The sequence below is a fragment of the Streptomyces xylophagus genome (genome assembly GCF_000716435.1).
In the GTDB taxonomy this organism is placed as follows: domain Bacteria; phylum Actinomycetota; class Actinomycetes; order Streptomycetales; family Streptomycetaceae; genus Streptomyces; species Streptomyces xylophagus.
This window is the reverse complement of the sequence record NZ_JNWO01000010.1, coordinates 131,327-153,217: the sequence shown is the minus strand read 5'-3', so window position 1 is coordinate 153,217 and position 21,891 is coordinate 131,327. Positions and strand designations below refer to the sequence as shown.

18 protein-coding genes are annotated in these 21,891 nt (G+C 70.5%); 11 read left to right on the top strand and 7 right to left on the bottom strand.

Annotated features, from left to right (window positions below; translation table 11 throughout):
* Positions 1-103: 103 nt before the first annotated feature.
* From OO70_RS24190 to lgt, 8 genes are all read left to right on the top strand, one after another.
* A complete protein-coding gene (locus OO70_RS24190; RefSeq protein ID WP_043675599.1) occupies positions 104-352 on the top strand; it encodes an HGxxPAAW family protein in 249 nt (82 codons plus the stop codon).
* Between the two features lie 104 nt (positions 353-456).
* Positions 457-912 (top strand): DUF2752 domain-containing protein, encoded by a 456-nt coding sequence (locus tag OO70_RS24185; RefSeq protein ID WP_043675273.1) that lies wholly within the window; start codon positions 457-459, stop codon positions 910-912.
* Positions 913-1,038: 126 nt separating this feature from the next.
* Positions 1,039-1,848 (top strand): indole-3-glycerol phosphate synthase TrpC, encoded by an 810-nt coding sequence (gene trpC / locus OO70_RS24180; RefSeq protein WP_019062275.1) that lies wholly within the window; start codon positions 1,039-1,041, stop codon positions 1,846-1,848.
* A gap of 21 nt (positions 1,849-1,869) precedes the next feature.
* Positions 1,870-2,037, top strand: a complete 168-nt coding sequence (trpM, locus tag OO70_RS57080; protein WP_106971753.1) for a tryptophan biosynthesis modulator TrpM — start codon at positions 1,870-1,872, stop codon at positions 2,035-2,037.
* A gap of 105 nt (positions 2,038-2,142) precedes the next feature.
* Positions 2,143-3,432: a tryptophan synthase subunit beta gene (gene trpB, locus OO70_RS24175; protein WP_043675268.1), complete on the top strand. Its 1,290-nt coding sequence runs from the start codon at positions 2,143-2,145 to the stop codon at positions 3,430-3,432.
* A complete protein-coding gene (gene trpA / locus OO70_RS24170; protein ID WP_043675265.1) occupies positions 3,429-4,244 on the top strand; it encodes a tryptophan synthase subunit alpha in 816 nt (271 codons plus the stop codon). Before trpB ends, trpA begins: the two co-directional genes overlap by 4 nt.
* A 90-nt stretch (positions 4,245-4,334) precedes the next feature.
* Complete coding sequence (locus tag OO70_RS24165) at positions 4,335-5,114, top strand: DsbA family protein (RefSeq protein ID WP_043675263.1); 780 nt, start codon at positions 4,335-4,337, stop codon at positions 5,112-5,114.
* Positions 5,115-5,206: 92 nt separating this feature from the next.
* Positions 5,207-6,190: a prolipoprotein diacylglyceryl transferase gene (gene lgt / locus OO70_RS24160; RefSeq protein ID WP_043675260.1), complete on the top strand. Its 984-nt coding sequence runs from the start codon at positions 5,207-5,209 to the stop codon at positions 6,188-6,190.
* Between the two features lie 57 nt (positions 6,191-6,247).
* On the opposite strand, the gene OO70_RS24155 is transcribed toward lgt, so the two are convergent.
* The 7 genes from OO70_RS24155 to OO70_RS24125 form a co-directional block, all read right to left on the bottom strand.
* Complete coding sequence (locus OO70_RS24155; protein WP_043675257.1) at positions 6,248-7,060, bottom strand: HpcH/HpaI aldolase/citrate lyase family protein; 813 nt, start codon at positions 7,058-7,060, stop codon at positions 6,248-6,250.
* Positions 7,057-8,256, bottom strand: a complete 1,200-nt coding sequence (locus tag OO70_RS24150) for a CaiB/BaiF CoA transferase family protein (protein ID WP_043675254.1) — start codon at positions 8,254-8,256, stop codon at positions 7,057-7,059. Before OO70_RS24150 ends, OO70_RS24155 begins: the two co-directional genes overlap by 4 nt.
* Complete coding sequence (gene rbsK, locus OO70_RS24145; RefSeq protein ID WP_043675251.1) at positions 8,253-9,146, bottom strand: ribokinase; 894 nt, start codon at positions 9,144-9,146, stop codon at positions 8,253-8,255. Before rbsK ends, OO70_RS24150 begins: the two co-directional genes overlap by 4 nt.
* On the bottom strand, positions 9,143-10,510 hold the full coding sequence (locus OO70_RS24140; protein WP_043675249.1) for an ADP-ribosylglycohydrolase family protein: 1,368 nt from the start codon (positions 10,508-10,510) through the stop codon (positions 9,143-9,145). Before OO70_RS24140 ends, rbsK begins: the two co-directional genes overlap by 4 nt.
* Positions 10,498-11,691 (bottom strand): ADP-ribosylglycohydrolase family protein, encoded by a 1,194-nt coding sequence (locus tag OO70_RS24135; RefSeq protein ID WP_051741546.1) that lies wholly within the window; start codon positions 11,689-11,691, stop codon positions 10,498-10,500. Before OO70_RS24135 ends, OO70_RS24140 begins: the two co-directional genes overlap by 13 nt.
* A gap of 8 nt (positions 11,692-11,699) precedes the next feature.
* Positions 11,700-12,941, bottom strand: coding sequence for an ADP-ribosylglycohydrolase family protein (locus OO70_RS24130; protein WP_078651541.1), 1,242 nt, complete (start codon positions 12,939-12,941; stop codon positions 11,700-11,702).
* 377 nt (positions 12,942-13,318) lie between these two features.
* A complete protein-coding gene (locus tag OO70_RS24125) occupies positions 13,319-14,398 on the bottom strand; it encodes an ADP-ribosylglycohydrolase family protein (protein WP_043675243.1) in 1,080 nt (359 codons plus the stop codon).
* 292 nt (positions 14,399-14,690) lie between these two features.
* On the opposite strand from OO70_RS24125, the gene OO70_RS24120 reads away from it, so the two are divergent.
* From OO70_RS24120 to OO70_RS24110, 3 genes are all read left to right on the top strand, one after another.
* On the top strand, positions 14,691-15,422 hold the full coding sequence (locus tag OO70_RS24120; RefSeq protein ID WP_043675240.1) for a VIT1/CCC1 transporter family protein: 732 nt from the start codon (positions 14,691-14,693) through the stop codon (positions 15,420-15,422).
* 365 nt (positions 15,423-15,787) lie between these two features.
* Positions 15,788-20,383: a glutamate synthase large subunit gene (gltB, locus tag OO70_RS24115; RefSeq protein ID WP_078651536.1), complete on the top strand. Its 4,596-nt coding sequence runs from the start codon at positions 15,788-15,790 to the stop codon at positions 20,381-20,383.
* Entirely contained in the window at positions 20,376-21,839 is a 1,464-nt protein-coding gene (locus OO70_RS24110) for a glutamate synthase subunit beta (RefSeq protein WP_043675233.1), read from the top strand. Before gltB ends, OO70_RS24110 begins: the two co-directional genes overlap by 8 nt.
* The last annotated feature ends 52 nt before the right edge of the window (positions 21,840-21,891 follow it).

Sequence of the window (21,891 nt, the reverse complement as noted above, 5' to 3'; positions counted from 1 at the left end):
GCAGCGGACACGGGGCCACCCCGAAGCACCGCATCCGCGCGCGTGCGGAACAATGAACCGCGAGCGTCTGCTCACACACGCACACAGCAACGAGGAGCACGTCATGGCGGGCAACAGCCACGGTCACACTTTGGCCGCCTGGACCGGTACAACCATCGTCTTCATCGGGTTCTTGGTCGCGGGCGCCTTCATGGTGATGGCGCAGCCGATCGGCTTCTGGGCCGGTATGGCGATCGCGGTCGCCGGCGGCGTCGTCGGCTGGGTCATGAGCGCGATGGGAATGGGCATGCCCAAGGACCGTCCCCAGGACCTGACCGAGCTGCTCGGCAAGACGGCGCACGCCGACAGCTGAACCGCGGCTGTCGGCCACCACTTCGTGGAGGGGCGGCCCTGGTGCACCGGCACCGGGGGCCGCCCCTCACGCGCGCGTGCCGCACGAAAGGCCCAGGGGGCACAATGCGAGACGTGAACGCCGACAGCCAGAGCATGCCGAAGACGCACGCCCCCGGTACCGCCTCCGTGCTGAACCGCGTCGCCGTGCCCGCCGGAGTCCTCGCGGCCGTCGCCGGAGCCTTCGCCTACGTCGGCACGGTCGACCCGAACCAGCCCGGCCACTACCCCGTCTGCCCCCTGTACCGCCTCACCGGCCTGTACTGCCCCGGCTGCGGCGGCCTGCGCAGCGCGCACGAGTTCATCCACGGCGACTTCCTCGCCGCACTCCAGGACAACGCGATCGCCGTAGTGGGCTATCTGGCCTTCACGGTCGTATGGACCGTCTGGGTGGTCCGTGCGGCGCGCGGCCGGCCGGCCCGGATCGAACTCGGACGGGTCCAGCTGTGGAGTCTGGGCGCGTTGGTGCTGGTCTTCACGGTTGTCCGGAACCTGCCGTTCGGTGGCTGGCTACATCCTTGATCAATCGACGGATGTCCAGGTAGTGGGACCGGCGTCAACCGGATGCGAGGGCTACGCCTTCCTCCGGATACCATCGAGGCTAGATGTGACCATGGCTTTTCCACCGTCCGGAAGGGGGCCGCTCGCGTGAGTGTGCTCGACGAGATCATCGACGGAGTCCGTGCCGACCTGGCGGAACGGCAGGCGCGCGTCAGCCTCGACGAGCTCAAGGAGCGCGCGGCGAAGGCTCCCGCGGCGAAGGACGGGGTCGCCGCACTACGCGGCGACGGCGTCAAGGTCATCTGCGAGGTCAAGCGCTCCAGCCCCTCCAAGGGCGCGCTGGCCGCGATCGCCGACCCGGCGGGCCTCGCCGCGGACTACGAGGCGGGCGGCGCGGCCGTCATCTCCGTCCTCACCGAACAGCGCCGCTTCGGCGGCTCCCTGGCCGACCTGGAGGCCGTCCGCGCCCGCGTGGACATCCCGGTCCTCCGCAAGGACTTCATCGTCACGTCGTACCAGCTCTGGGAGGCCCGTGCCTACGGCGCCGACCTCGCCCTGCTGATCGTCGCGGCCCTGGACCAGCCCGCTCTGGAGTCCCTCATCGAGCGCGCCGAGTCGATCGGTCTCACGCCGATCGTCGAGGTCCACGACGAGGACGAGGTCGACCGCGCGGTCGACGCCGGCGCCAAGATCATCGGCGTCAACGCCCGCAACCTCAAGACCCTCGAGGTCGACCGCGGCACCTTCGAGCGCGTCGCCCCCGAGATCCCCGCCCACATCGTCAAGATCGCCGAGTCCGGCGTCCGCGGCCCCCACGACCTCATCGCCTACGCCAACGCCGGCGCCGACGCGGTCCTGGTGGGCGAGTCCCTGGTCACCGGCCGCGACCCCAAGTCGGCGGTGTCGGACCTGGTGGCAGCGGGCGAACACCCGGCACTGCGACACGGCCGCAGCTGATCACCCGCTAAGCTGACACCGATGACCCTCACCCTGACCCCCATGGACCGGCACGCCCGCCTCGCGCGCGGCTGCCGTCCGAGGGGTTGCCGTGCGCCCGCGAGGCGAGTTCACGGCCGTCGGGTGCGTTACGTCATCGGAGACGAACCTGGGCAAGTAAATGGGCGTCGATGGCAGCGCGCCCCATAGGGGCGCGGGGAACTGCGCGACCAGCCACATCCGGCCGGCACTCAACAGATAATCCCTGCCCCCACGGCGATTAGGCATTTCCCAAACTCACCGTGAGGTTTCCGCATGCCCAGCGAGTTCTTCATCCCAGACCCCGACGGTCAAATCCCCACCGCCGAGGGCTACTTCGGCGCATTCGGCGGCAAGTTCATCCCGGAGGCCCTCGTCGCCGCCGTGGACGAGGTAGCCGTCGAGTACGACAAGGCCAAGCACGACCCGGAGTTCGCCCGCGAGTTGGACGACCTCCTCGTCAACTACACCGGCAGGCCAAGCGCGTTCACAGAGATCCCCCGTTTCGCCGCGGAAGCGGGCAACGCTCGGATCTTCCTCAAGCGCGAGGACCTGAACCACACCGGCTCCCACAAGATCAACAACGTCCTCGGCCAGGCCCTGCTCACCAAGCGCATGGGCAAGACCAGGGTCATCGCCGAGACCGGCGCCGGCCAGCACGGCGTGGCGACGGCCACCGCCTGCGCGCTCTTCGGCCTCGAATGCACCATCTACATGGGCGAGATCGACACCCAGCGCCAGGCGCTGAACGTGGCCCGGATGCGCATGCTCGGCGCCGAGGTCATCGCCGTGAAGTCCGGCAGCCGCACGCTCAAGGACGCGATCAACGAGGCGTTCCGCGACTGGGTGGCCAACGTCGACCGCACGCACTACCTCTTCGGTACGGTCGCCGGCCCGCACCCCTTCCCCGCCATGGTCCGCGACTTCCACCGCGTGATCGGCGTCGAGGCCCGCCGCCAGATCCTGGAGCGCGCCGGCCGCCTCCCCGACGCGGCCATCGCCTGCGTCGGCGGCGGCTCGAACGCCATCGGCCTGTTCCACGCCTTCATCCCGGACGCCGACGTACGCCTCATCGGCTGCGAACCGGCAGGCCACGGAGTCGAGACGGGCGAGCACGCGGCGACCCTCACCGCGGGCGAGCCCGGCATCCTGCACGGTTCGCGGTCCTACGTCCTCCAGGACGAGGAGGGCCAGATCACCGAGCCGTACTCGATCTCGGCCGGACTGGACTACCCCGGCATCGGCCCCGAGCACTCCTACCTCAAGGACAGCGGTCGCGGCGAGTACCGCGCGATCACCGACGACGCGGCGATGCAGGCCCTGCGCCTGCTGTCGCGCACCGAGGGCATCATCCCGGCCATCGAGAGCGCCCACGCGCTCGCCGGTGCGCTGGAGGTCGGCAGGGAGCTGGGCAAGGACGGGCTGATCGTCGTCAACCTGTCCGGGCGCGGCGACAAGGACATGGACACGGCCGCGCGTTACTTCGGCCTGTACGACAACGGGACCGACGCCACCGTCGCGGCCAACGCGGCCGACACCGCCGAGATCGAGGGGGACGCCAAGTGAGCGGGAACATTCAGCTGCTGTCCGACACCCTCGCCGCCGCCAAGGCCGAGGGACGCGCCGCGCTCATCGCCTACCTCCCGGCCGGGTTCCCGACCGTCGACGGCGGCATCGAGGCCATCAAGGCCGCGTTCGACGGCGGCGCCGACATCGTCGAGGTGGGCCTGCCGCACAGCGACCCCGTGCTCGACGGTCCCGTCATCCAGACCGCCGACGACATCGCCCTGCGCGGCGGCGTCAAGATCGCGGACGTCATGCGCACGGTCCGCGAGACCCACGCGGCGACCGGCAAGCCCGTACTCGTCATGACGTACTGGAACCCGATCGACCGCTACGGCGTCGAGCGCTTCACCGCCGAGCTGGCCGAGGCGGGCGGCGCCGGGTGCATCCTGCCCGACCTGCCCGTGCAGGAGGCGGGGCTGTGGAGGGAGCACGCCGAGAAGCACGGGCTCGCCACGGTCTTCGTGGTCGCGCCCAGCAGCAAGGACGCCCGCCTCGCCGAGATCACCAAGGTCGGCACCGGCTTCGTCTACGCCGCCTCGCTCATGGGCGTCACCGGCACCCGTGAGTCGGTGGGCGCGCAGGCGCAGGACCTCGTCGAGCGCACCCGGGCCACCACCGACACACCCGTGTGCGTCGGCCTCGGTGTCTCCGACGCCCGGCAGGCAGCCGAGGTGGCCCGCTTCGCGGACGGCGTGATCGTCGGCTCGGCCTTCGTCAAGCGGATGCTGGACGCGCCGGACGACGCGGCCGGCGTCGAGGCGGTCCGCGTACTCGCGGCCGACCTCGCGAAGGGCGTGCGCGGACAGGCGTAGCGCAACGGCGTAAAGGAACAACCGTCCCTCGTATGGGTGGACCTGGGACCGGGGAGGCGCGCTGCGCCTCCCCGGTTCGTTCTGCGGGGTGTGAGCGAGAAGAACCGTGACGGAAAGCGCACCGCCCGCGAGCGGCTGGCGGTCGAGCGTGAGAAGCAGAAGTCCGCGGAGAGGCGGCGGCGCACGCTGATCGTGGCCGCAAGCGTCGTCTGCGTGCTGGGACTGGCGTCGGTGATCGGCGTCCTCGCCGCGAACCACGGCAAGGACGACAGCGGCAGCAGCAAGGCGGGCCCGGTCGTGGCGCCCTCCGGGGCGACCGGCAAGGACAGCCTGGCGATCCAGGTCGGCAAGGACAGCGCCAAGCCGACGCTCACGGTGTGGGAGGACTTCCGCTGCCCGGCCTGCCAGGCCTTCGAGACGGCGTACCGCCCGACGCTCCACGAGCTGACGGACTCCGGGCAGCTGAAGGTGCAGTACCACCTGGTCACGCTCATCGACGGCAACCTCGGCGGCAGCGGCTCCAAGCGCGCGGCGAACGCGGCGGCCTGCGCCCAGGACGCCGGGAAGTTCCGCGACTTCCACGACGTGCTGTACGAGAACCAGCCCAAGGAGACGAACGACGCCTACTCCAGCAACGCCAAGCTGATCGAGCTGGCGGGCAAGGTGAGCGGCCTCGACACGCCCGCCTTCCAGAAGTGCGTCAACAGCGGTACGCACGACAGCTGGGTCCTGAAGTCCGCCGCGGCCTTCCAGGCCGGTGGATTCACCGGCACCCCGACCGTGCTCTTCGACGGCAAGAACATCTACGCGGACCAGACGATGACCCCGGCGAAGCTGAAGCAGCTGGTCCAGGCGGCGAACAAGGGGTAAGTGGCGGGCCGGTTTTCACACCGGCCCGTTATGGAGCCGTAGCCGGGCCGCTTGCCGCGGTCGCGGTCCGGCACGGTAGCGTCGACCCTGCCATGGAAACCATTGCCTACATTCCCAGCCCGTCGCACGGGGTCATCCACCTCGGCCCCATTCCGCTGCGCGGCTACGCGTTCTGCATCATCATCGGCGTCTTCGTCGCCGTCTGGCTCGGCAACAAACGCTGGGTCGCCCGCGGCGGCAAGGTCGGGACGGTGGCCGACATCGCTGTCTGGGCCGTGCCGTTCGGCCTCGTCGGTGGTCGCCTGTACCACGTGATCACGGACTACGAGCTGTACTTCAGCGAGGGCCGTGACTGGGTCGACGCCTTCAAGGTGTGGCAGGGCGGCCTCGGCATCTGGGGCGCGATCGCCCTCGGTGCGGTGGGCGCGTGGATCGGCTGCCGCCGCCGTGGCATCCCGCTGCCGGCCTGGGCCGACGCCCTCGCCCCCGGCATCGCCTTCGCCCAGGCCATCGGCCGCTGGGGCAACTGGTTCAACCAGGAGCTGTACGGCCGCGAGACGCACCTCCCCTGGGCACTGCACATCACGTCCTCGACGGACGGCCGCGTACCGGGCTACTACCAGCCGACGTTCCTGTACGAGTCCCTGTGGTGCGTCGGCGTCGGCTTCCTCGTCATCTGGGCCGACCGCCGCTTCAAGCTGGGCCACGGCCGCGCGTTCGCGCTGTACGTCGCCGCGTACTGCGTGGGCCGCGGCTGGATCGAGTACATGCGCGTCGACGACGCCCACCACATCCTCGGCCTGCGGTTGAACGACTGGACCGCGATGATCGTCTTCATCCTCGCGGTGACGTACTTCGTGATCTCGGCGAAGAAGCGCCCCGGCCGCGAAGAGGTCGTCGAACCGGAGACGGACGCGGATGCCCCCGCCGGTGAGACCGACGGTGACAGCGAGCCGGTGGAGAAGGAAGAGCCGGAGTCCGACGCCCCGGAGGCGAAGGAAGACGCCGACGCCACGGAAGAAGCAGAAGAAGTAGACCTCAAGAAAGACGAGGCCGAGTCGGCGAAGAAGAGCTGACGGCCGGTTCTACGACGATGAGGGCGCCCCGTGTGACACGGGGCGCCCTCATCGTGTTCAGGTGCGGCGCGCCAGCGCGAGCGTTCTCTGCGCCGCCGCCACCACCGCCGCGTCGATGAACTGGCCGTTCGGGAGAGCCTGAGCGCCCTCCTCCTGTGTCGCCGCCTTGACGACGGTCTCGGCCTGCTCGATCTCCTGCCCGGTCGGCAGGAAGGCGCTCTCGATGACCGGGAGTTGACGGGGATGGATCGCCGCGCGCCCGAGGAACCCGAGAGCGCGGCCGTGCGCACAGGAGGCCGCCAGTCCCTCCAGGTCGCGGATGTCCGGGTGGACGGACTGGGGCGGCGGAGCCAGATCCGCCGCACGGGCGGCGACGATCACCCGGGAGCGGGACCAGTCGAGGCCCGCGTCGTCGCGTACGCCAAGGTCGGCCCGCAGGTCCGCCTCGCCGAGCGCGATGCCGTGCAGGGAGGGGTGGGCGACGGCGATCGCGAAGGCCCGCTCGATGCCGAGTGCTGTCTCCAGGAGGGCGTACAGGGGAAGGGAGTTGTGCCTTTCCGCTACGGCTACGACCTCCTCGGCGGATGTCACCTTCGGGAGCCGTAGGCCGGAGACGCCTGGGAGGGGCGCGAGGGTGCGGAGATCGTCGGCCGCCCAGGGGGTGTCCAGGGCGTTCACGCGGACGTGGACGTTGAGTTGGGGCTCCGCGAGAAGCTCCGCCGTGGCCGCGCGGGCGTAGGCCTTGCGGTCCGGGGCGACCGCGTCCTCCAGGTCCACGACGACCACGTCGGCGCCGGCGGCGAGGGCCTTGGCGACGATCGGGGGGCGGTCGCCGGGGACGTAGAGCCAGGTCAGGGGGAAGGGGGTCACAGGGCGCCCTCCCGGCGGAGTGTCGTCAACTCGGTTTCTGTCAGGCCGAGTTCGGTCAGGACCGTGTCCGTGTCGGCGCCGTGGGGGCGGCCGGGCCAGTGGATGGCGCCGGGGGTGGCGGAGAGGCGGAAGAGGACGTTCTGCATGCGGAGGGGGCCGAGTTCGGGGTCGTCGACGGTGGTGATCGTGTCGAGGGCCTGGTACTGCGGGTCCGTCATGACGTCCCGTACGTCCTGGATGGGGGCGACCGCCGCCTCCGCCTTCTCGAAGGCGGCCAGGACCTCCGTGCGGGTGCGCTGCGCGATCCAGTCGCCGACCGCCGCGTCGAGGATGTCGGCGTGCCGGGCCCGGTCCGCGCCCGTCGCGAACCAGGGTTCCTCGATCAGTTCCGGGCGGCCGACCAGACGCATCACGCGCTCGGCGATCGACTGGGCCGAGGTGGAGACGGCGACCCAACTCCCGTCCGCCGTGCGGTAGGTGTTGCGCGGGGCGTTGTTCTGGGAGCGGTTGCCGGTGCGCGGCTGGACGTGGCCGAGCTGGTCGTACCAGAGGGGTTGCGGGCCGAGGGCGGTGAGGATGGGTTCGATGATCGCCATGTCCACCACCTGGCCTTCGCCCGTGCGGTCGCGGGCCGCCAGTGCCGTCATCACCGCGTACGCCGTCGCCAGGCCCGCGATCGAGTCGGCGAGGCCGAACGGCGGGAGGGTCGGGGGCGCGTCCGGTTCGCCGGTGATCGCGGCGAAGCCGCTCATCGCCTCGGCGAGGGTGCCGAAGCCGGGGCGATGGGCGTAGGGCCCGAACTGGCCGAAGGCGGTGACCCGGGCGAGCACCAACTTCGGGTTGGCGGCGGAGAGTTCGTTCCAGCCGAGGTCCCATTTCTCCAGGGTGCCGGGGCGGAAGTTCTCGATGATCACGTCGGCGGTGGCGGCGAGACGGAGAAGCGTGGCGCGCCCGCCCGGTTTCGACAGGTCGAGGGTGATCGTGCGCTTGTTGCGGCCGAGCAGCTTCCACCACAGGCCGACACCGTTCTTCGACGGGCCGTGGCCCCGGGACGGGTCGGGCTTGGTCGGGTGCTCGACCTTGATGACCTCGGCGCCGAAGTCGCCGAGCATGGTGGCGGCCAGGGGTCCGGCGAAGAGCGTCGCGAGGTCGAGAACGCGCAGGCCGGAGAGGGGAGTTGTGGTCGTCTCGGTCATGAGGCGTACTGCTTGTCGATCTCCGCGCGGAACGGCATCGACGCCGTCGCCCCGGGCCGCTGCACGGACAGGGCCGCAGCCGCTGCCGCCCATCCCAGCGCGTCCCGCATCGGGCGGCCCTCGGCGAGCGCCACCGCCAGCGCTCCGACGAAGGTGTCGCCCGCGCCCGTCGAGTCCACGGCGGTCACTTGGGGCGCGGGGACGAGGAACGGCTCGGCGCCCCGGGCCGCGTACAGGCTGCCCGCCGCGCCCAGGGTGACGATCACCTCGGGCACCTGGTCGAGCAGGGCCGCCGCTGCCTCGCGCGGGTCGGTGCGGCCGGTGAGGGCGGTGGCCTCGTGTTCGTTGGGGACCAACAGGTCTACGGCGGCGAGGAGTTCGGGGGGCAGTGGCTGGGCGGGTGCGGGGGTGAGGATCGTACGGACGCCGTGGCGGCGGGCCGCCTCCGCGCCCGCGATCACCGCAGCGAGGGGGATCTCCAGCTGGAGGAGCAGGGCGTCGGCCGTGGCGATCGTGGCCTCGTCGCCTGGGGCGAGGTGGTCGACGGTGCCGTTCGCGGCGGGGATCACCACGATCGCGTTGCCGCCCTCGTCGTCCACGACGATGTGCGCGGTGCCCGACGGGCCCTCGACGGTGCGCAGATGGTCGGTGTCGACGCCCGAGTGCTCGAACGTGGACCGGAGTTGGGCGCCATAGGTGTCGTTGCCGACCGCGCTGATGATGGTGACGTCGGCGCCCGCGTGGGCCGCGGCGATCGCCTGGTTGGCGCCCTTGCCGCCGGGGATCGTACGGAACTCCCGTCCCGTCACGGTCTCTCCGCGCTGCGGGGCCTTCTCGACGTAGGCGACGAGGTCCATGTTCGTGCTGCCGAGCACGGCGATGAGGGTCATGGGCGGGCGGTCTCCTGATGGGTGAGCCGGGCGAGGGCGTGGAAGCCGATGCCGTTGAAGTCGCCTACGGAGGTGGCGAGTCGGTTCTTGAGGGGGGTCGTCCAGCGGTCGGGGAGGGCGGTGTCCGAGAGGAGGGCGGCGATGCTCCCGACCGTTGCGCCGTTGGAGTCGGTGTCCCAACCGCCGGACACCGCACGGCAGATGGAGCCGGTGAAGTCGCCGTCCGCGTGGGTGAGGGCGGCGGCGATCAGGGCGGTGTTGGGGATCGCGTGGACCCAGTGGTGGGCGGGGGAGTAGGTGGCGTGGAGTTCGTCCACGACGGTGTCGAAGTCCCGGTGTTTTCTGGCCAGTTGGAGGGCGTGCCGGATCGCCTTGGCGAGACGGGAGCGGGGCGGGACGACCGACAGTCCGGTGCGCAGGCAGGTGTGGATGTCGTGGGTGCCGGTGGTCGCGGTGGCGATGACGGCCGCCGTGAACATGGCCGCGTAGACGCCGTTCGCGGTGTGGGTGAGGGTGGCGTCGCGGTGCGCCTGTTGGGCTGCGGCTGCCGGGTTTCCGGGGTTGGTCCAGCCGTGCACGTCGGCGCGGATCAGGGCGCCGATCCATTCGCGGAACGGGTTGCGGTGACGGGCTGTTCGCGGGGGTTCGAGGCCGGAGAGCAGGTTGCGGTAGGCGATGCGTTCGGCGGTGAAGGTGCGGCCCGCGGGGAGTTCGTCGAGCCAGAGCTTCGCCACGTCCGCGGTGGTGAAGTCCCTGCCGTGGCGTTGTAGCAACAGGAGGTTCAGCAAGGGGTAGTTGAGGTCGTCGTCCTCGGGCATGCCGTCGATGTTCTCGGCGAGGGAGGTGGGGGCGGAGCGGCGGTTCCAGGGGTGGGCGGCGAGGAGTTCGGCGGGGACGCCACGGGCGGTGAAGTAGGTGTTCAGGGGCCAGTTGCCGGTGGCCCGGGCGAGTTGGCGGATGCGGTCGAGGGGGAGTTTCTCGACCGGTTTGCCGAGGAGGCAGCCGACGGCCCGGCCCAGCCAGGCGGCCTGGAAGCGGGCGGGACGGGGCGGGGAAGTGGCTGGGGAAGTGGCTTGTGCGGTGGGCCAGTTGGGGCACAGGGCGCGGATCTTCGGCAGATCCGTCGGCTCCTGGTCCGCCAATGTGCTGGGCAGGTCGGCCAGTTCGTCCAGCAGGTCCTCGGCGAGCAACCGGAGGTAGCGGGTGGGGGGTTGAGGTGATGCGCCTGCCCGTGCCGGTGCCTCGGCACCGCCCGCCGCCCGCCAGCGCGCCGCGATCGCCGACGGCTCGCGTCCGTCCTGGGCGGCCTGGCGCAGTTCGTGGCCGAGCAGGTCCTCCGGCTGGACCCAGGTCAGTCGGAGCACCGCAGCCCTCCGATCTCGGTGAACGCCGCCTCGTGGGCACGGCGTCGGCGGACGTCCTGTGCGAAGACCTCCTGAGCAACTTGAACGAGCGTGGTCGCCGGTTCCCAGAGGTCCAGGCGGCTGGCCTCGGCCACCGTCTTCGACCAGTCCTGCGGGACCGGGGAACCCAGGGCGCCGGCCACCGCGCCCGCCATCGTCGCGATTGAGTCGCAGTCCCGGCCGTAGTTCACCGAACCCAGCACCGCGTGGCGGTAGTCGCCGCCGGAGACCACCAACATGCCGAGTGCGACGGGGAGTTCCTCGATCGCCTTGGTGCGGGAAGGGCGGCGGGCGTCGAGGGAGGGGGCGCGGTAGTCGGGGCCCACCGTGTCGTACGGTGCGACCGCCTCCCGCAGGGGAACCAGCGCCGACTCGAAGTCCGAGTAGCGGGAGGCGACTTCGCAGGCCTTCTCGATGGCGGTGCGGGTGCCGTCCTTCGCCAGGGCGAGGCAGGCGGCCACGACCGAGTCCGGGGTGGCGCCCGGTACGCAGGCTGCCGACACCGCCGCCGCGAAGACGCCGGCCGCCTCACGGCCGTACGACGACTGGTGGGCGCCCGCGATGTCCAGGGCCTCGGCGTAAGCGCCCGCCGGATGGGCCGCGTTGACCAGGCCGACCGGGGCCATGTACATCGCGGCACCGCAGTTGACGATGTTGCCCACGCCGGCCTCGCGGGGGTCGATGTGGCCGTAGTGGAGCCGGGTCGCCAGCCATTTCTCGGCGAGGAAGATGCGCTGGAGGGGGATGGCCTCGGCCTCCAACTCCGGGATCCAGCGCGGGTTTTGCATCAGGTCGGGGACGAGGTGGTCGGCGACGGAGTATGCGTCTAGGTGGTCGCGAACCTGGGCGTAGACCCGTACGAGAGCGTGGGTCATCAAGGTGTCGTCGGTGACGTGGCCGTCGCCCTTGTGGTACGGGGCGATGGGGCGGGCGGTGCGCCAGGCTTCGCCGTTCCAGGGGCCGACGATGCCGTGGACGCGGCCGGCGTGGCGTTCGAGGATCTGGTCGGGGGAGTAGCCCTCGACGGGGCCGCCGAGGGCGTCGCCCACCGCGGCGCCGACGAGGGCTCCGGTGATTCTCTCCTCAAGGCTGCTTTCTTGGTTTTTGGCTTGTTTGGGTTCTTTGGCTTCTTTCGGTGGCATGCACCGAATCATCCTCCTGGTGGGGGCGGTTGTGTGGCTTCCAGGAGTTCGGCGAGTTCTACGAGATCGGTGCCGGTGAGGCGGGGGAGTGCGCAGCCGGAGAGGGTGCGGCAGGCGTCCCGCCACGCGGCGGGGATGGCTCCTCCGCCGCTGAGGGCGCCGGTGAGGGCGCCTGCCAGGGCCGGTGCGGAGTCGGCGACGCGGGAGAGGCAGGCGGCGGCCGGGACCGCTTCGGCGATACGGCCTCGTGCGGCGGTGGCGAGGGCCAGGGCGACGGGGACGGTTTCGGCGGCGGCGATGCCGTAGCTGTAGACGTGGTCGACGATCTGGTGTTCCAGGAGGGGGATCAGGGCGAAGGCGTTGTCGCTGTCCTGGGCCAACTTCAGTGCGTGGCGGGCGTTGCGGCCGATCTCTGTGGCTTCGGGGAGTTCGGCGAGGGCGGCTGCCACGCAATCGTCTACGTTCGCGCCGACCAGGGCGAGTGCGAGGGCTGCCGCCATGGCTCTGGCGCCGTGGACTCCGTCGCCGTCCTGGGTGTAGTGGGCGTCGAACTCGGCGAGGGCGGCGGCGCGTTGGGGGTCGCCGGGGTGCGCCACCGCCAGTACGCAGGCTCTTACGCAGGCCGCGTCGTCGAAGTAGTGGGGGTTGTCGTGGCCGGTGGCGGGTGGGCGGAGGCCGGCGGCGAGGTTGCCGAGGCCTGCGCGGACGGAGATGCGGGCGCGGAGGGGGAGTACGGCGGATTCGACCTCCGGGGCGCGGTCCGCTGCGGCGGCGACCTCGCTGGCGATGGCGTTCCAGGTGAGGTCGATCGCGGCGCGGGTTCTGCGTTCTCTGCTGAGGTCGCCGAGGACTGTGTCGTCGCCGGCTCTCAGTACGGCTTCTGCGGCGAACGCTGCCCATTCGGCGTCGTCGGAGGGGCCGAGGCGTAGGGGCTCGGGGGGTTGGTTCAGGGCGATGGGGACGGGGAGTGTCGTGGTCGCGTTCTGTTCGGCGAAGGTGTCGAGTTCGCGGGTGAGGCGGCGGGTCCACTCCGGCATCCTGGCGGCGCGGTGCCTTGCGGCGGGCCAACCGGCGGCGTCCCCTGCGGCGAGCCCGAGGAGCAGCCCCTCAACGCGACGCGCCTCGGCTCCGCCATCGGCCTTTGTTTTCCCACCCGCACCGCCCGTGCGGGTTTCGTTGTCGGGTGCGGGTGGCCCCTGTGGGGCGGATTCGCCGTCGGCGGCTGCGAGGTTGAAGGGGGTGGGAGGCAGCGGGTGGAGTCGGGAGGTGGGTGCGGGTGGCCCTTGTGGGGTGGGTTCGCCATCGGCGGGTGTGGGGTCGATTGGGGTGGGGTGTGGCGGGTTGAGTGGGGAAGTGGGTGCGGGTGGCCCCTGCGGGGTGGGTTCGCCGTCGGCGGCGGTGGGGTTGAGTGGGGTGGGGGGCAGCGGGTGGAGCCGAGAGTCGGGTGCGGGTGGCCCCTGTGGGGCGAATTCGCCGTCGGCGGCGGTGGAGTCGTGCGGCGTGGGGTGCGGTGGGCGGAGTCCTGAGCTGGATGCCCGTGGCCCCTGCACGGCCGACTCGCCCTCGGCCCTCGCTGTGACGCCGAGCCGCGTCTCGTGACCCGCGTGGGCTTCCTCGTCGCGGTGATTCACGGCTGCACCTCGTCCTCGTCCGCCGCCAGCACGTACTCCCGCTGATCCGGCCGCGAGGCACCGGCACCCCACTTGCCGCCCTCCCCCGGAATCAGCAACTCCGCGATGTCCAGGACGTGGTGGCCCGCCATCGCCGGTAGGCAGCTGCCGCGTGCCGGGCCGATTGCCGATGCCCAGTCGGAGGGGATCGACGACGCGCCCCGGGTCGCGCCGGCCAGGGCGCCCGCCACCGCCGCCGTCGTGTCCGCGTCCCGCCCCATGTTGACCGCCGTGAGGACCGACTCCACGAAGTCGCCGTCCGCCGCCGCGTACGCGCCGAAGGCGAGGGCGACGGCTTCGGGGGCCAGGTCGGTCCAGGGATAGCCGCCGATGACCACCGCGGAGCGGACCGCTCGTTCGCCTCGGTGGGCGACCGCCACGGCTCGGCGGAGGGAGCGGGCCGTCCAGGAGTCGTCGGGGACCACGGCCAGGGCTGATGCCACTACCGCGATCGTCGGCGCTCCCGCCATCGCCGCCGCCACGCCCGCCGCGACCGCCTGGCCGCCGTAGATGCCCTCGCCGTCGTGGCTCACCGAACCGTCGATCGCCACCAGACGGGCCGCTTCCGCCGGGCGGCCCGCCGCGAAGACGCCGAAGGGGGCCGCGCGCATGGCCAGGCCGTCGCTCCAGGCGTGGCGGTGTTGCGCCGAAATCGGGGCTGCCAGTCCCCTTCTGAGGTTTTCCAGCGTGCCGCGTTCACTGAAACCCGCGCCCCGGAACGGGCCCTCGTCGCGGTCCGCGATCCACTCGTGCCAGGCCGCCTCCACGTGGGTCGGCGTGAGCGCCGAGCCGTGGCGGGCCAGGAGCAGGCCGGAGAAGATCGCGTACTCCGTGTCGTCCGTGCCCGCGGGGTTCTCCGCCACGTATCCGGTGATGCGGCCCCAACGGGCGCGGATCTCCGAGGGCTTCATGTTTTCCGCCGGTGCGCCCAGGGCGTCCCCTACTGCCAGGCCGAGCAGCGCGCCGCGTGCTCGTTCGCGGAGTTCGGTGGCGTTCTTGGGCGCCGGGACCGGGGGAATGCAGGCGATCGATGCCATACGCGGCCTCTCCTACGGGGTTCCCTCAGGGCGCCTCAGGGCGCGGAACCCTTTGCGGATGTCTCCCACGGGAGGCCTTCGGCAGAGCCTGACGGAGTGCAGCATCACCCGGTCGACATCTGATCATGATCCATCACGGATGAGCGTTCGAGGGTAAAGCCGCAGGTTAGCCCAGCCTTTCCTTGCTGGTGGGTGCGAAATGAAAAGCGTATGTTCAGTGTTGTCAAAGAGTAGAACCTGTCCAAAGTTAGCCTTACCTTAGGCGCTTGTCAGCCTCCTGGGGGATCACCGCATGGCCATCATCGAGACCGAGGCGACGCTCCACGAGGCGCACCGCGACAACCACACCCACCGTGATGTGAACGGCGGTTGGCTGCGCCCCGCGGTGTTCGGTGCGATGGACGGTCTCGTCTCCAACCTCGCCCTGATGACCGGTGTCGTGGGCGGTGCCGTGAGTCATCAGACCGTCGTCATCACCGGGCTGGCCGGTCTCGCCGCCGGTGCCTTCTCCATGGCGGCCGGCGAGTACACCTCCGTCGCCTCCCAGCGCGAGCTGGTCGAGGCCGAGCTGGACGTCGAACGGCGGGAGCTGCGCAAGCACCCCGAGGACGAGGAAGAAGAACTCGCCTCGCTCTACGCCGCCCGCGGTGTCGACGCCGAACTCGCCCGTGAAGTCGCCCGGCAGCTTTCGCGCGATCCCGAGCAGGCTCTGGAGATACATGCCCGGGAGGAGCTGGGCATCGATCCCGGTGATCTGCCCTCGCCGCTCGTCGCCGCCGTGTCGTCCTTCGGGTCGTTCGCGCTGGGTGCGCTGCTTCCCGTACTGCCGTTCCTGCTCGGGGTGACCGCGCTGTGGCCGACGCTGCTGCTCGCCGTTGTCGGGCTGTTCGGCTGCGGTGCCGTGGTGGCCCGCGTGACCGCGCGGACCTGGTGGTTCAGCGGGCTGCGGCAGCTCGCGCTGGGGGGTGCGGCGGCCGGTGTGACGTACGCCCTGGGCGCCTTGTTCGGAACGGTCGTAGGATAGCTCGACGCGCACTTATGCGTTGAGCCGCATAAGTAGCCGTTACTCGCTGGTTTCGAACGCTTAACCACTGGGCATGAGCCGTAAGCGCTGTGGGCAATGACGCTCGCGGCGCACCCGCGGGATGGGCGACGACGCTCCCTCTGCCCTGGACCGACGGACATCGATCTGTCCGCTTTGGTCCCCTTAACCTTCACCGCTGGTGCGGTGCTCCGCCGCGACCCAGCGGCGTCCGCATGTTGGAACGGAGTATCCGGTTCCCGAGAACCGTTCCATCATGTAACCTGCACGAAATTTTGCGCTAACTCGCAGAGGGCCAACGTCGTCCCTATGCCCATGCATATGCCACGACGACGACGGGAGAGCCGATGCGTACGCCGCGCCAGCCGTCCCAGCAGCCCACGAATGGCCAGAAGTGGTCCTTCATGGATGCTCGCCCTGCCGCGCAGGGTATGTACGACCCCCGCAACGAGCACGACGCCTGTGGCGTCGGCTTCGTGGCCACCCTCACCGGCGAGGCGAGCCACGCGCTGGTCGACCAGGCGCTCACGGTGCTGCGCAACCTGGAGCACCGCGGTGCGACCGGTGCCGAGCCCGACTCGGGCGACGGCGCGGGCATCCTGTCCCAGGTCCCGGACGCCTTCTTCCGTGAGGTGGCCGGATTCGATCTGCCCGCCGCCGGTGGATACGCGGCCGGCATCGCCTTCCTGCCCCCGGACGGCGCGGACGCGACCGTCTCACAGATCGAGACGATCGCCGCCGAAGAGGGCCTCACGGTTCTGGGCTGGCGCGAGGTTCCGACCGCCCCCGAACTCCTCGGCGCCACGGCCCGCTCCACCATGCCGCTGTTCCGTCAGGTCTTCGTGAGCGACGGCGAGACCCAGGGCATCGACCTCGACCGCAAGGCCTTCGCGCTGCGCAAGCGCGCCGAGCGCGAGGCCGGCGTCTACTTCCCGTCGCTGTCCGCGCGGACCATCGTCTACAAGGGCATGCTCACCACCGGTCAGCTGGAGCCCTTCTTCCCGGACCTGTCCGACCGCCGCTTCGCCTCCGCGATCGCGCTCGTGCACTCCCGGTTCTCCACGAACACCTTCCCGTCGTGGCCGCTCGCCCACCCGTACCGCTTCGTCGCGCACAACGGCGAGATCAACACGGTCAAGGGCAACCGCAACTGGATGGCCGCCCGCGAGTCGCAGATCGCCTCCGACCTGTTCGGCGACCAGGACAAGATCGACCGGATCTTCCCGATCTGCACGCCCGAGGCCTCCGACTCCGCGTCCTTCGACGAGGTGCTGGAACTGCTCCACCTCGGTGGCCGGTCGCTGCCGCACTCCGTGCTGATGATGATCCCGGAGGCGTGGGAGAACCACGACTCCATGGACCCGGCCCGCCGCGCCTTCTACCAGTTCCACGCCACGATGATGGAACCCTGGGACGGCCCGGCCTGCGTCACCTTCACCGACGGCACCCAGGTCGGCGCGGTCCTCGACCGCAACGGCCTGCGCCCCGGCCGGTACTGGGTCACCGACGAGGGCCTCGTCGTCCTCGGCTCCGAGGTCGGCGTCCTCGACATCGACCCCGCGAAGGTCGTCCGCAAGGGCCGCCTGCAGCCCGGTCGCATGTTCCTCGTGGACACCGCCGAGCACCGCATCATCGAGGACGACGAGATCAAGGCCGGCCTCGCCGCCGAGAAGCCGTACGCCGACTGGCTCGAAGCCGGTGAGATCGAGCTGTCCGACCTGCCCGAGCGTGAGCACATCGTGCACACGCACGCCTCGGTCACCCGCCGCCAGCAGACCTTCGGCTACACCGAGGAAGAGCTGCGCGTCATCCTCGCGCCGATGGCCAAGGCCGGTGCCGAGCCGATCGGTTCGATGGGCACCGACTCGCCGATCGCCGCGCTCTCCGCGCGCCCCCGGCTGCTCTTCGACTACTTCACCCAGCTGTTCGCGCAGGTCACCAACCCGCCGCTGGACGCGATCAGGGAAGAGCTCGTGACCTCCCTGCGCTCGTCCCTCGGCCCCGCGAGCAACCTGCTGGAGCCGACGGCCGCGTCCTGTCGTAGCGTCACCCTGCCCTTCCCGGTGATCGACAACGACGAGCTGGCCAAGCTCATCCACATCAACGCCGACGGCGACATGCCCGGCATGAAGGCCGCGACCCTCTCCGGCCTGTACCGGGTCTCCGGCGGCGGCGACGCCCTCGCCGCGCGCCTCGCGGAGATCTGCACCGAGGCCGACGCGGCCATCGAGAACGGCGCCCGGCTGATCGTCCTCTCGGACCGGCACTCCGACGCCGAGCACGCGCCGATCCCGTCGCTGCTGCTCACCGCCGCCGTCCACCACCACCTCATCCGCACCAAGCAGCGCACCCAGGTGGGCCTGCTGGTCGAGGCCGGTGACGTCCGCGAGGTCCACCACGTCGCCCTGCTCATCGGCTTCGGCGCCGCGGCCGTGAACCCGTACCTGGCGATGGAGTCCGTCGAGGACCTCGTCCGCGCGGGCACGTTCCTCACCGACATCGAGGCCGAGCAGGCCATCCGCAACCTGATCTACGCGCTCGGCAAGGGCGTCCTCAAGGTCATGTCCAAGATGGGCATCTCGACGGTCGCCTCCTACCGGGGCGCCCAGGTCTTCGAAGCGGTCGGCCTCGACGAGCAGTTCGTCAACAGCTACTTCAGCGGTACGGCCACCAAGATCGGCGGCGTCGGCATCGACGTCATCGCCAAGGAGGTCGCCGCCCGGCACGCGAAGGCGTACCCCGCGAGCGGCATCGCGCCCGCGCACCGCGCCCTCGACATAGGCGGCGAGTACCAGTGGCGCCGCGAGGGCGAGCCGCACCTGTTCGACCCGGAGACGGTCTTCCGCCTCCAGCACTCGACGCGCACCAACCGCTACGACATCTTCAAGAAGTACACGGACCGCGTGAACGAGCAGTCCGAGCGGCTGATGACGCTGCGCGGGCTCTTCGGCTTCAAGGCGGACCGCCCGTCGATCTCCATCGACGAGGTCGAGCCCGTCTCCGAGATCGTCAAGCGTTTCTCCACCGGCGCCATGTCGTACGGCTCCATCTCCCTGGAGGCGCACGAGACCCTCGCCATCGCCATGAACCAGCTGGGCGCCAAGTCCAACACCGGTGAGGGCGGCGAGGACGCGGACCGGCTCTACGACCCGGCCCGGCGCAGCGCCATCAAGCAGGTCGCCTCCGGCCGCTTCGGCGTCACCTCCGAGTACCTGGTCAACGCGGACGACATCCAGATCAAGATGGCCCAGGGCGCCAAGCCCGGCGAGGGCGGCCAGCTGCCCGGCCACAAGGTCTACCCCTGGGTCGCGAAGACGCGTCACTCGACCCCCGGCGTCGGGCTCATCTCGCCGCCGCCGCACCACGACATCTACTCCATCGAGGACCTCGCCCAGCTGATCCACGACCTGAAGAACGCGAACCCGCAGGCGCGGATCCACGTGAAGCTGGTCTCGGAGGTCGGCGTCGGCACGGTCGCCGCGGGTGTGTCGAAGGCGCACGCGGACGTCGTGCTCATCTCCGGCCACGACGGCGGTACGGGCGCGTCCCCGCTCACGTCCCTCAAGCACGCAGGTGGACCTTGGGAGTTGGGCCTCGCCGAGACCCAGCAGACGCTCCTTTTGAATGGCCTGCGCGACCGGATCGTCGTGCAGACCGACGGCCAGCTGAAGACCGGCCGTGACGTTGTCATCGCCGCGCTGCTCGGCGCAGAGGAGTTCGGTTTCGCGACCGCGCCGCTCGTCGTCTCCGGCTGCGTCATGATGCGCGTCTGCCACCTCGACACCTGCCCGGTCGGCATCGCCACGCAGAACCCGGTGCTGCGCGACCGGTTCGCCGGCAAGGCCGAATACGTCGTGAACTTCTTCCAGTTCATCGCCGAAGAGGTCCGCGAGATCCTCGCCGAGCTGGGCTTCCGCACCATCGAGGAAGCCGTCGGCAAGGCCGGAACGCTCGACGTCGAGCGGGCCGTGGACCACTGGAAGGCGCAGGGCCTCGACCTCGCCCCCCTCTTCTACGTCCCCGAACTCCCGGACGGCGCAGCCCTCCACCAGGTCATCCAGCAGGACCACGGCCTGGAGAAGGCGCTCGACAACGAGCTGATCAAGCTCGCCGCCGACGCCCTCGCCGCGTCCAGCGCCACCGACGCCCAGCCGGTGCGCGCCCAGGTCGCGATCCGCAACATCAACCGCACGGTCGGCACCATGCTCGGCCACGAGGTGACGAAGAAGTTCGGCGGGGCGGGTCTGCCCGACGACACCATCGACATCACCTTCACCGGTTCCGCGGGCCAGTCCTTCGGCGCCTTCCTCCCGCGCGGTGTCACGCTGCGCCTGGAGGGTGACGCCAACGACTATGTCGGCAAGGGCCTTTCGGGCGGCCGGGTGATCGTCCGACCCGACCGGGGCGCCGACCACCTCGCCGAGTTCTCCACCATCGCGGGCAACACCATCGCCTACGGCGCGACCGGCGGCGAGCTGTTCCTGCGCGGCCGTACGGGCGAGCGGTTCTGTGTCCGCAACTCCGGTGCCACGGTGGTCTCCGAGGGTGTGGGCGACCACGGCTGCGAGTACATGACCGGTGGCCGGGCGGTCGTGCTCGGCGAGACCGGCCGCAACTTCGCGGCGGGCATGTCCGGCGGCATCGCCTACGTCATCGACCTGAACCCCGACAACGTCAACGTCGGAAACGCGGGCGCCGTCGAGGAGTTGGACGAGGACGACAAGCAGTGGCTGCACGACGTGGTGCGCCGCCACGCCGAGGAGACCGCTTCCACGGTCGCCGAGAAGCTGCTCGCCGAGTGGGCCGTCTCCGTGGACCGCTTCAGCAAGATCATCCCCAGTGCGTACAAGGCAGTGCTCGCCGCCAAGGACGCCGCCGAGCGAGCGGGTCTCTCCGAGACCGAGATCACCGAGAAGATGATGGAGGCGGCGATCAATGGCTGACCCGAAGGGCTTTCTGAACCACGGGCGCGAGGTCGCCAAGTCCCGTCCCGTGGACGTCCGTCTGAAGGACTGGAACGAGGTCTACGTCCCCGGTTCGCTGCTGCCGATCATCGGCAAGCAGGCGAGCCGGTGCATGGACTGCGGTATCCCGTTCTGCCACAACGGCTGTCCGCTGGGGAACCTGATCCCCGAGTGGAACGACTACGCCTACCGCGAGGACTGGACCGCCGCGTCGGAGCGTCTGCACGCGACGAACAACTTCCCTGAATTCACTGGGCGGTTGTGCCCCGCGCCGTGCGAGGCTGCCTGTGTGCTGGGCATCAACCAGCCGCCTGTCACCATCAAGAACGTCGAGGTCTCCATCATCGACAAGGCGTGGGAGACGGGCGATGTCGCCCCGCAGGCTCCCGAGCGCCTCTCCGGCAAGACCGTCGCGGTCATCGGCTCGGGCCCGGCGGGCCTGGCCGCCGCCCAGCAGCTCACGCGGGCGGGTCACACGGTCGCGGTGTACGAGCGCGCGGACCGCATCGGCGGCCTCCTGCGTTATGGCATCCCCGAGTTCAAGATGGAGAAGCGGCACATCAACCGCCGTATCGAGCAGATGCGCGCGGAGGGCACCCGTTTCCGCACCGGCATCGAGATCGGCGTCGACCTCAAGGCCACCGACCTGCGCAAGCGCTACGACGCGGTCGTCATCGCCGCCGGTGCCACCACTGCCCGTGATCTCCCCGTCCCCGGGCGGGAGTTGAAGGGCGTGTACCAGGCGATGGAGTACCTGCCCCTCTCCAACAAGGTCCAGGAGGGTGACTACGTCACCGCCCCGATCTCGGCCGAGGGCAAGCACGTCGTCGTGATCGGCGGCGGCGACACCGGCGCGGACTGTGTCGGTACGGCGAACCGTCAAGGGGCCGCCTCCGTCACGCAGTTGGAGATCATGCCTCGCCCGGGCGACGAGCGGAACGCGGTCGCGCAGCCCTGGCCGACCTTCCCGATGCTCTACAAGGTGACGTCCGCGCACGAGGAGGGCGGTGAGCGGGTCTACTCCGTCAACACCACCCACTTCGAGGGCGACGAGGACGGCAACGTCCAGTGGCTGCACCTCGTCGAGGTCGCGTTCGTCGACGGCAAGCTGACCCAGAAGCCGGGCACGGAGCGCAAGATCCCGGCCCAACTGGTCACGCTGGCCATGGGGTTCACGGGAACGGACCGCGAGAACGGCTTGGTCGACCAGTTCGCCCTGGACCTGGACGAGCGCGGCAACATCGCCCGCGACGCCGACTTCCAGACCAACGTCCCCGGCGTCTTCGTCGCCGGTGACGCGGGCCGCGGCCAGTCCCTCATCGTCTGGGCGATCGCAGAGGGCCGCTCGGCGGCGCGTGGCGTCGACCGCTTCCTGACGGGCGCCAGCGAGTTGCCGGCGCCGATCCGTCCGACGGACCGGGCGTTGATGGTCTGAGAGTTCACGGGCCTGACGGCTCGTCAAAGACGTCCCGCACAAAGGCGTGCGG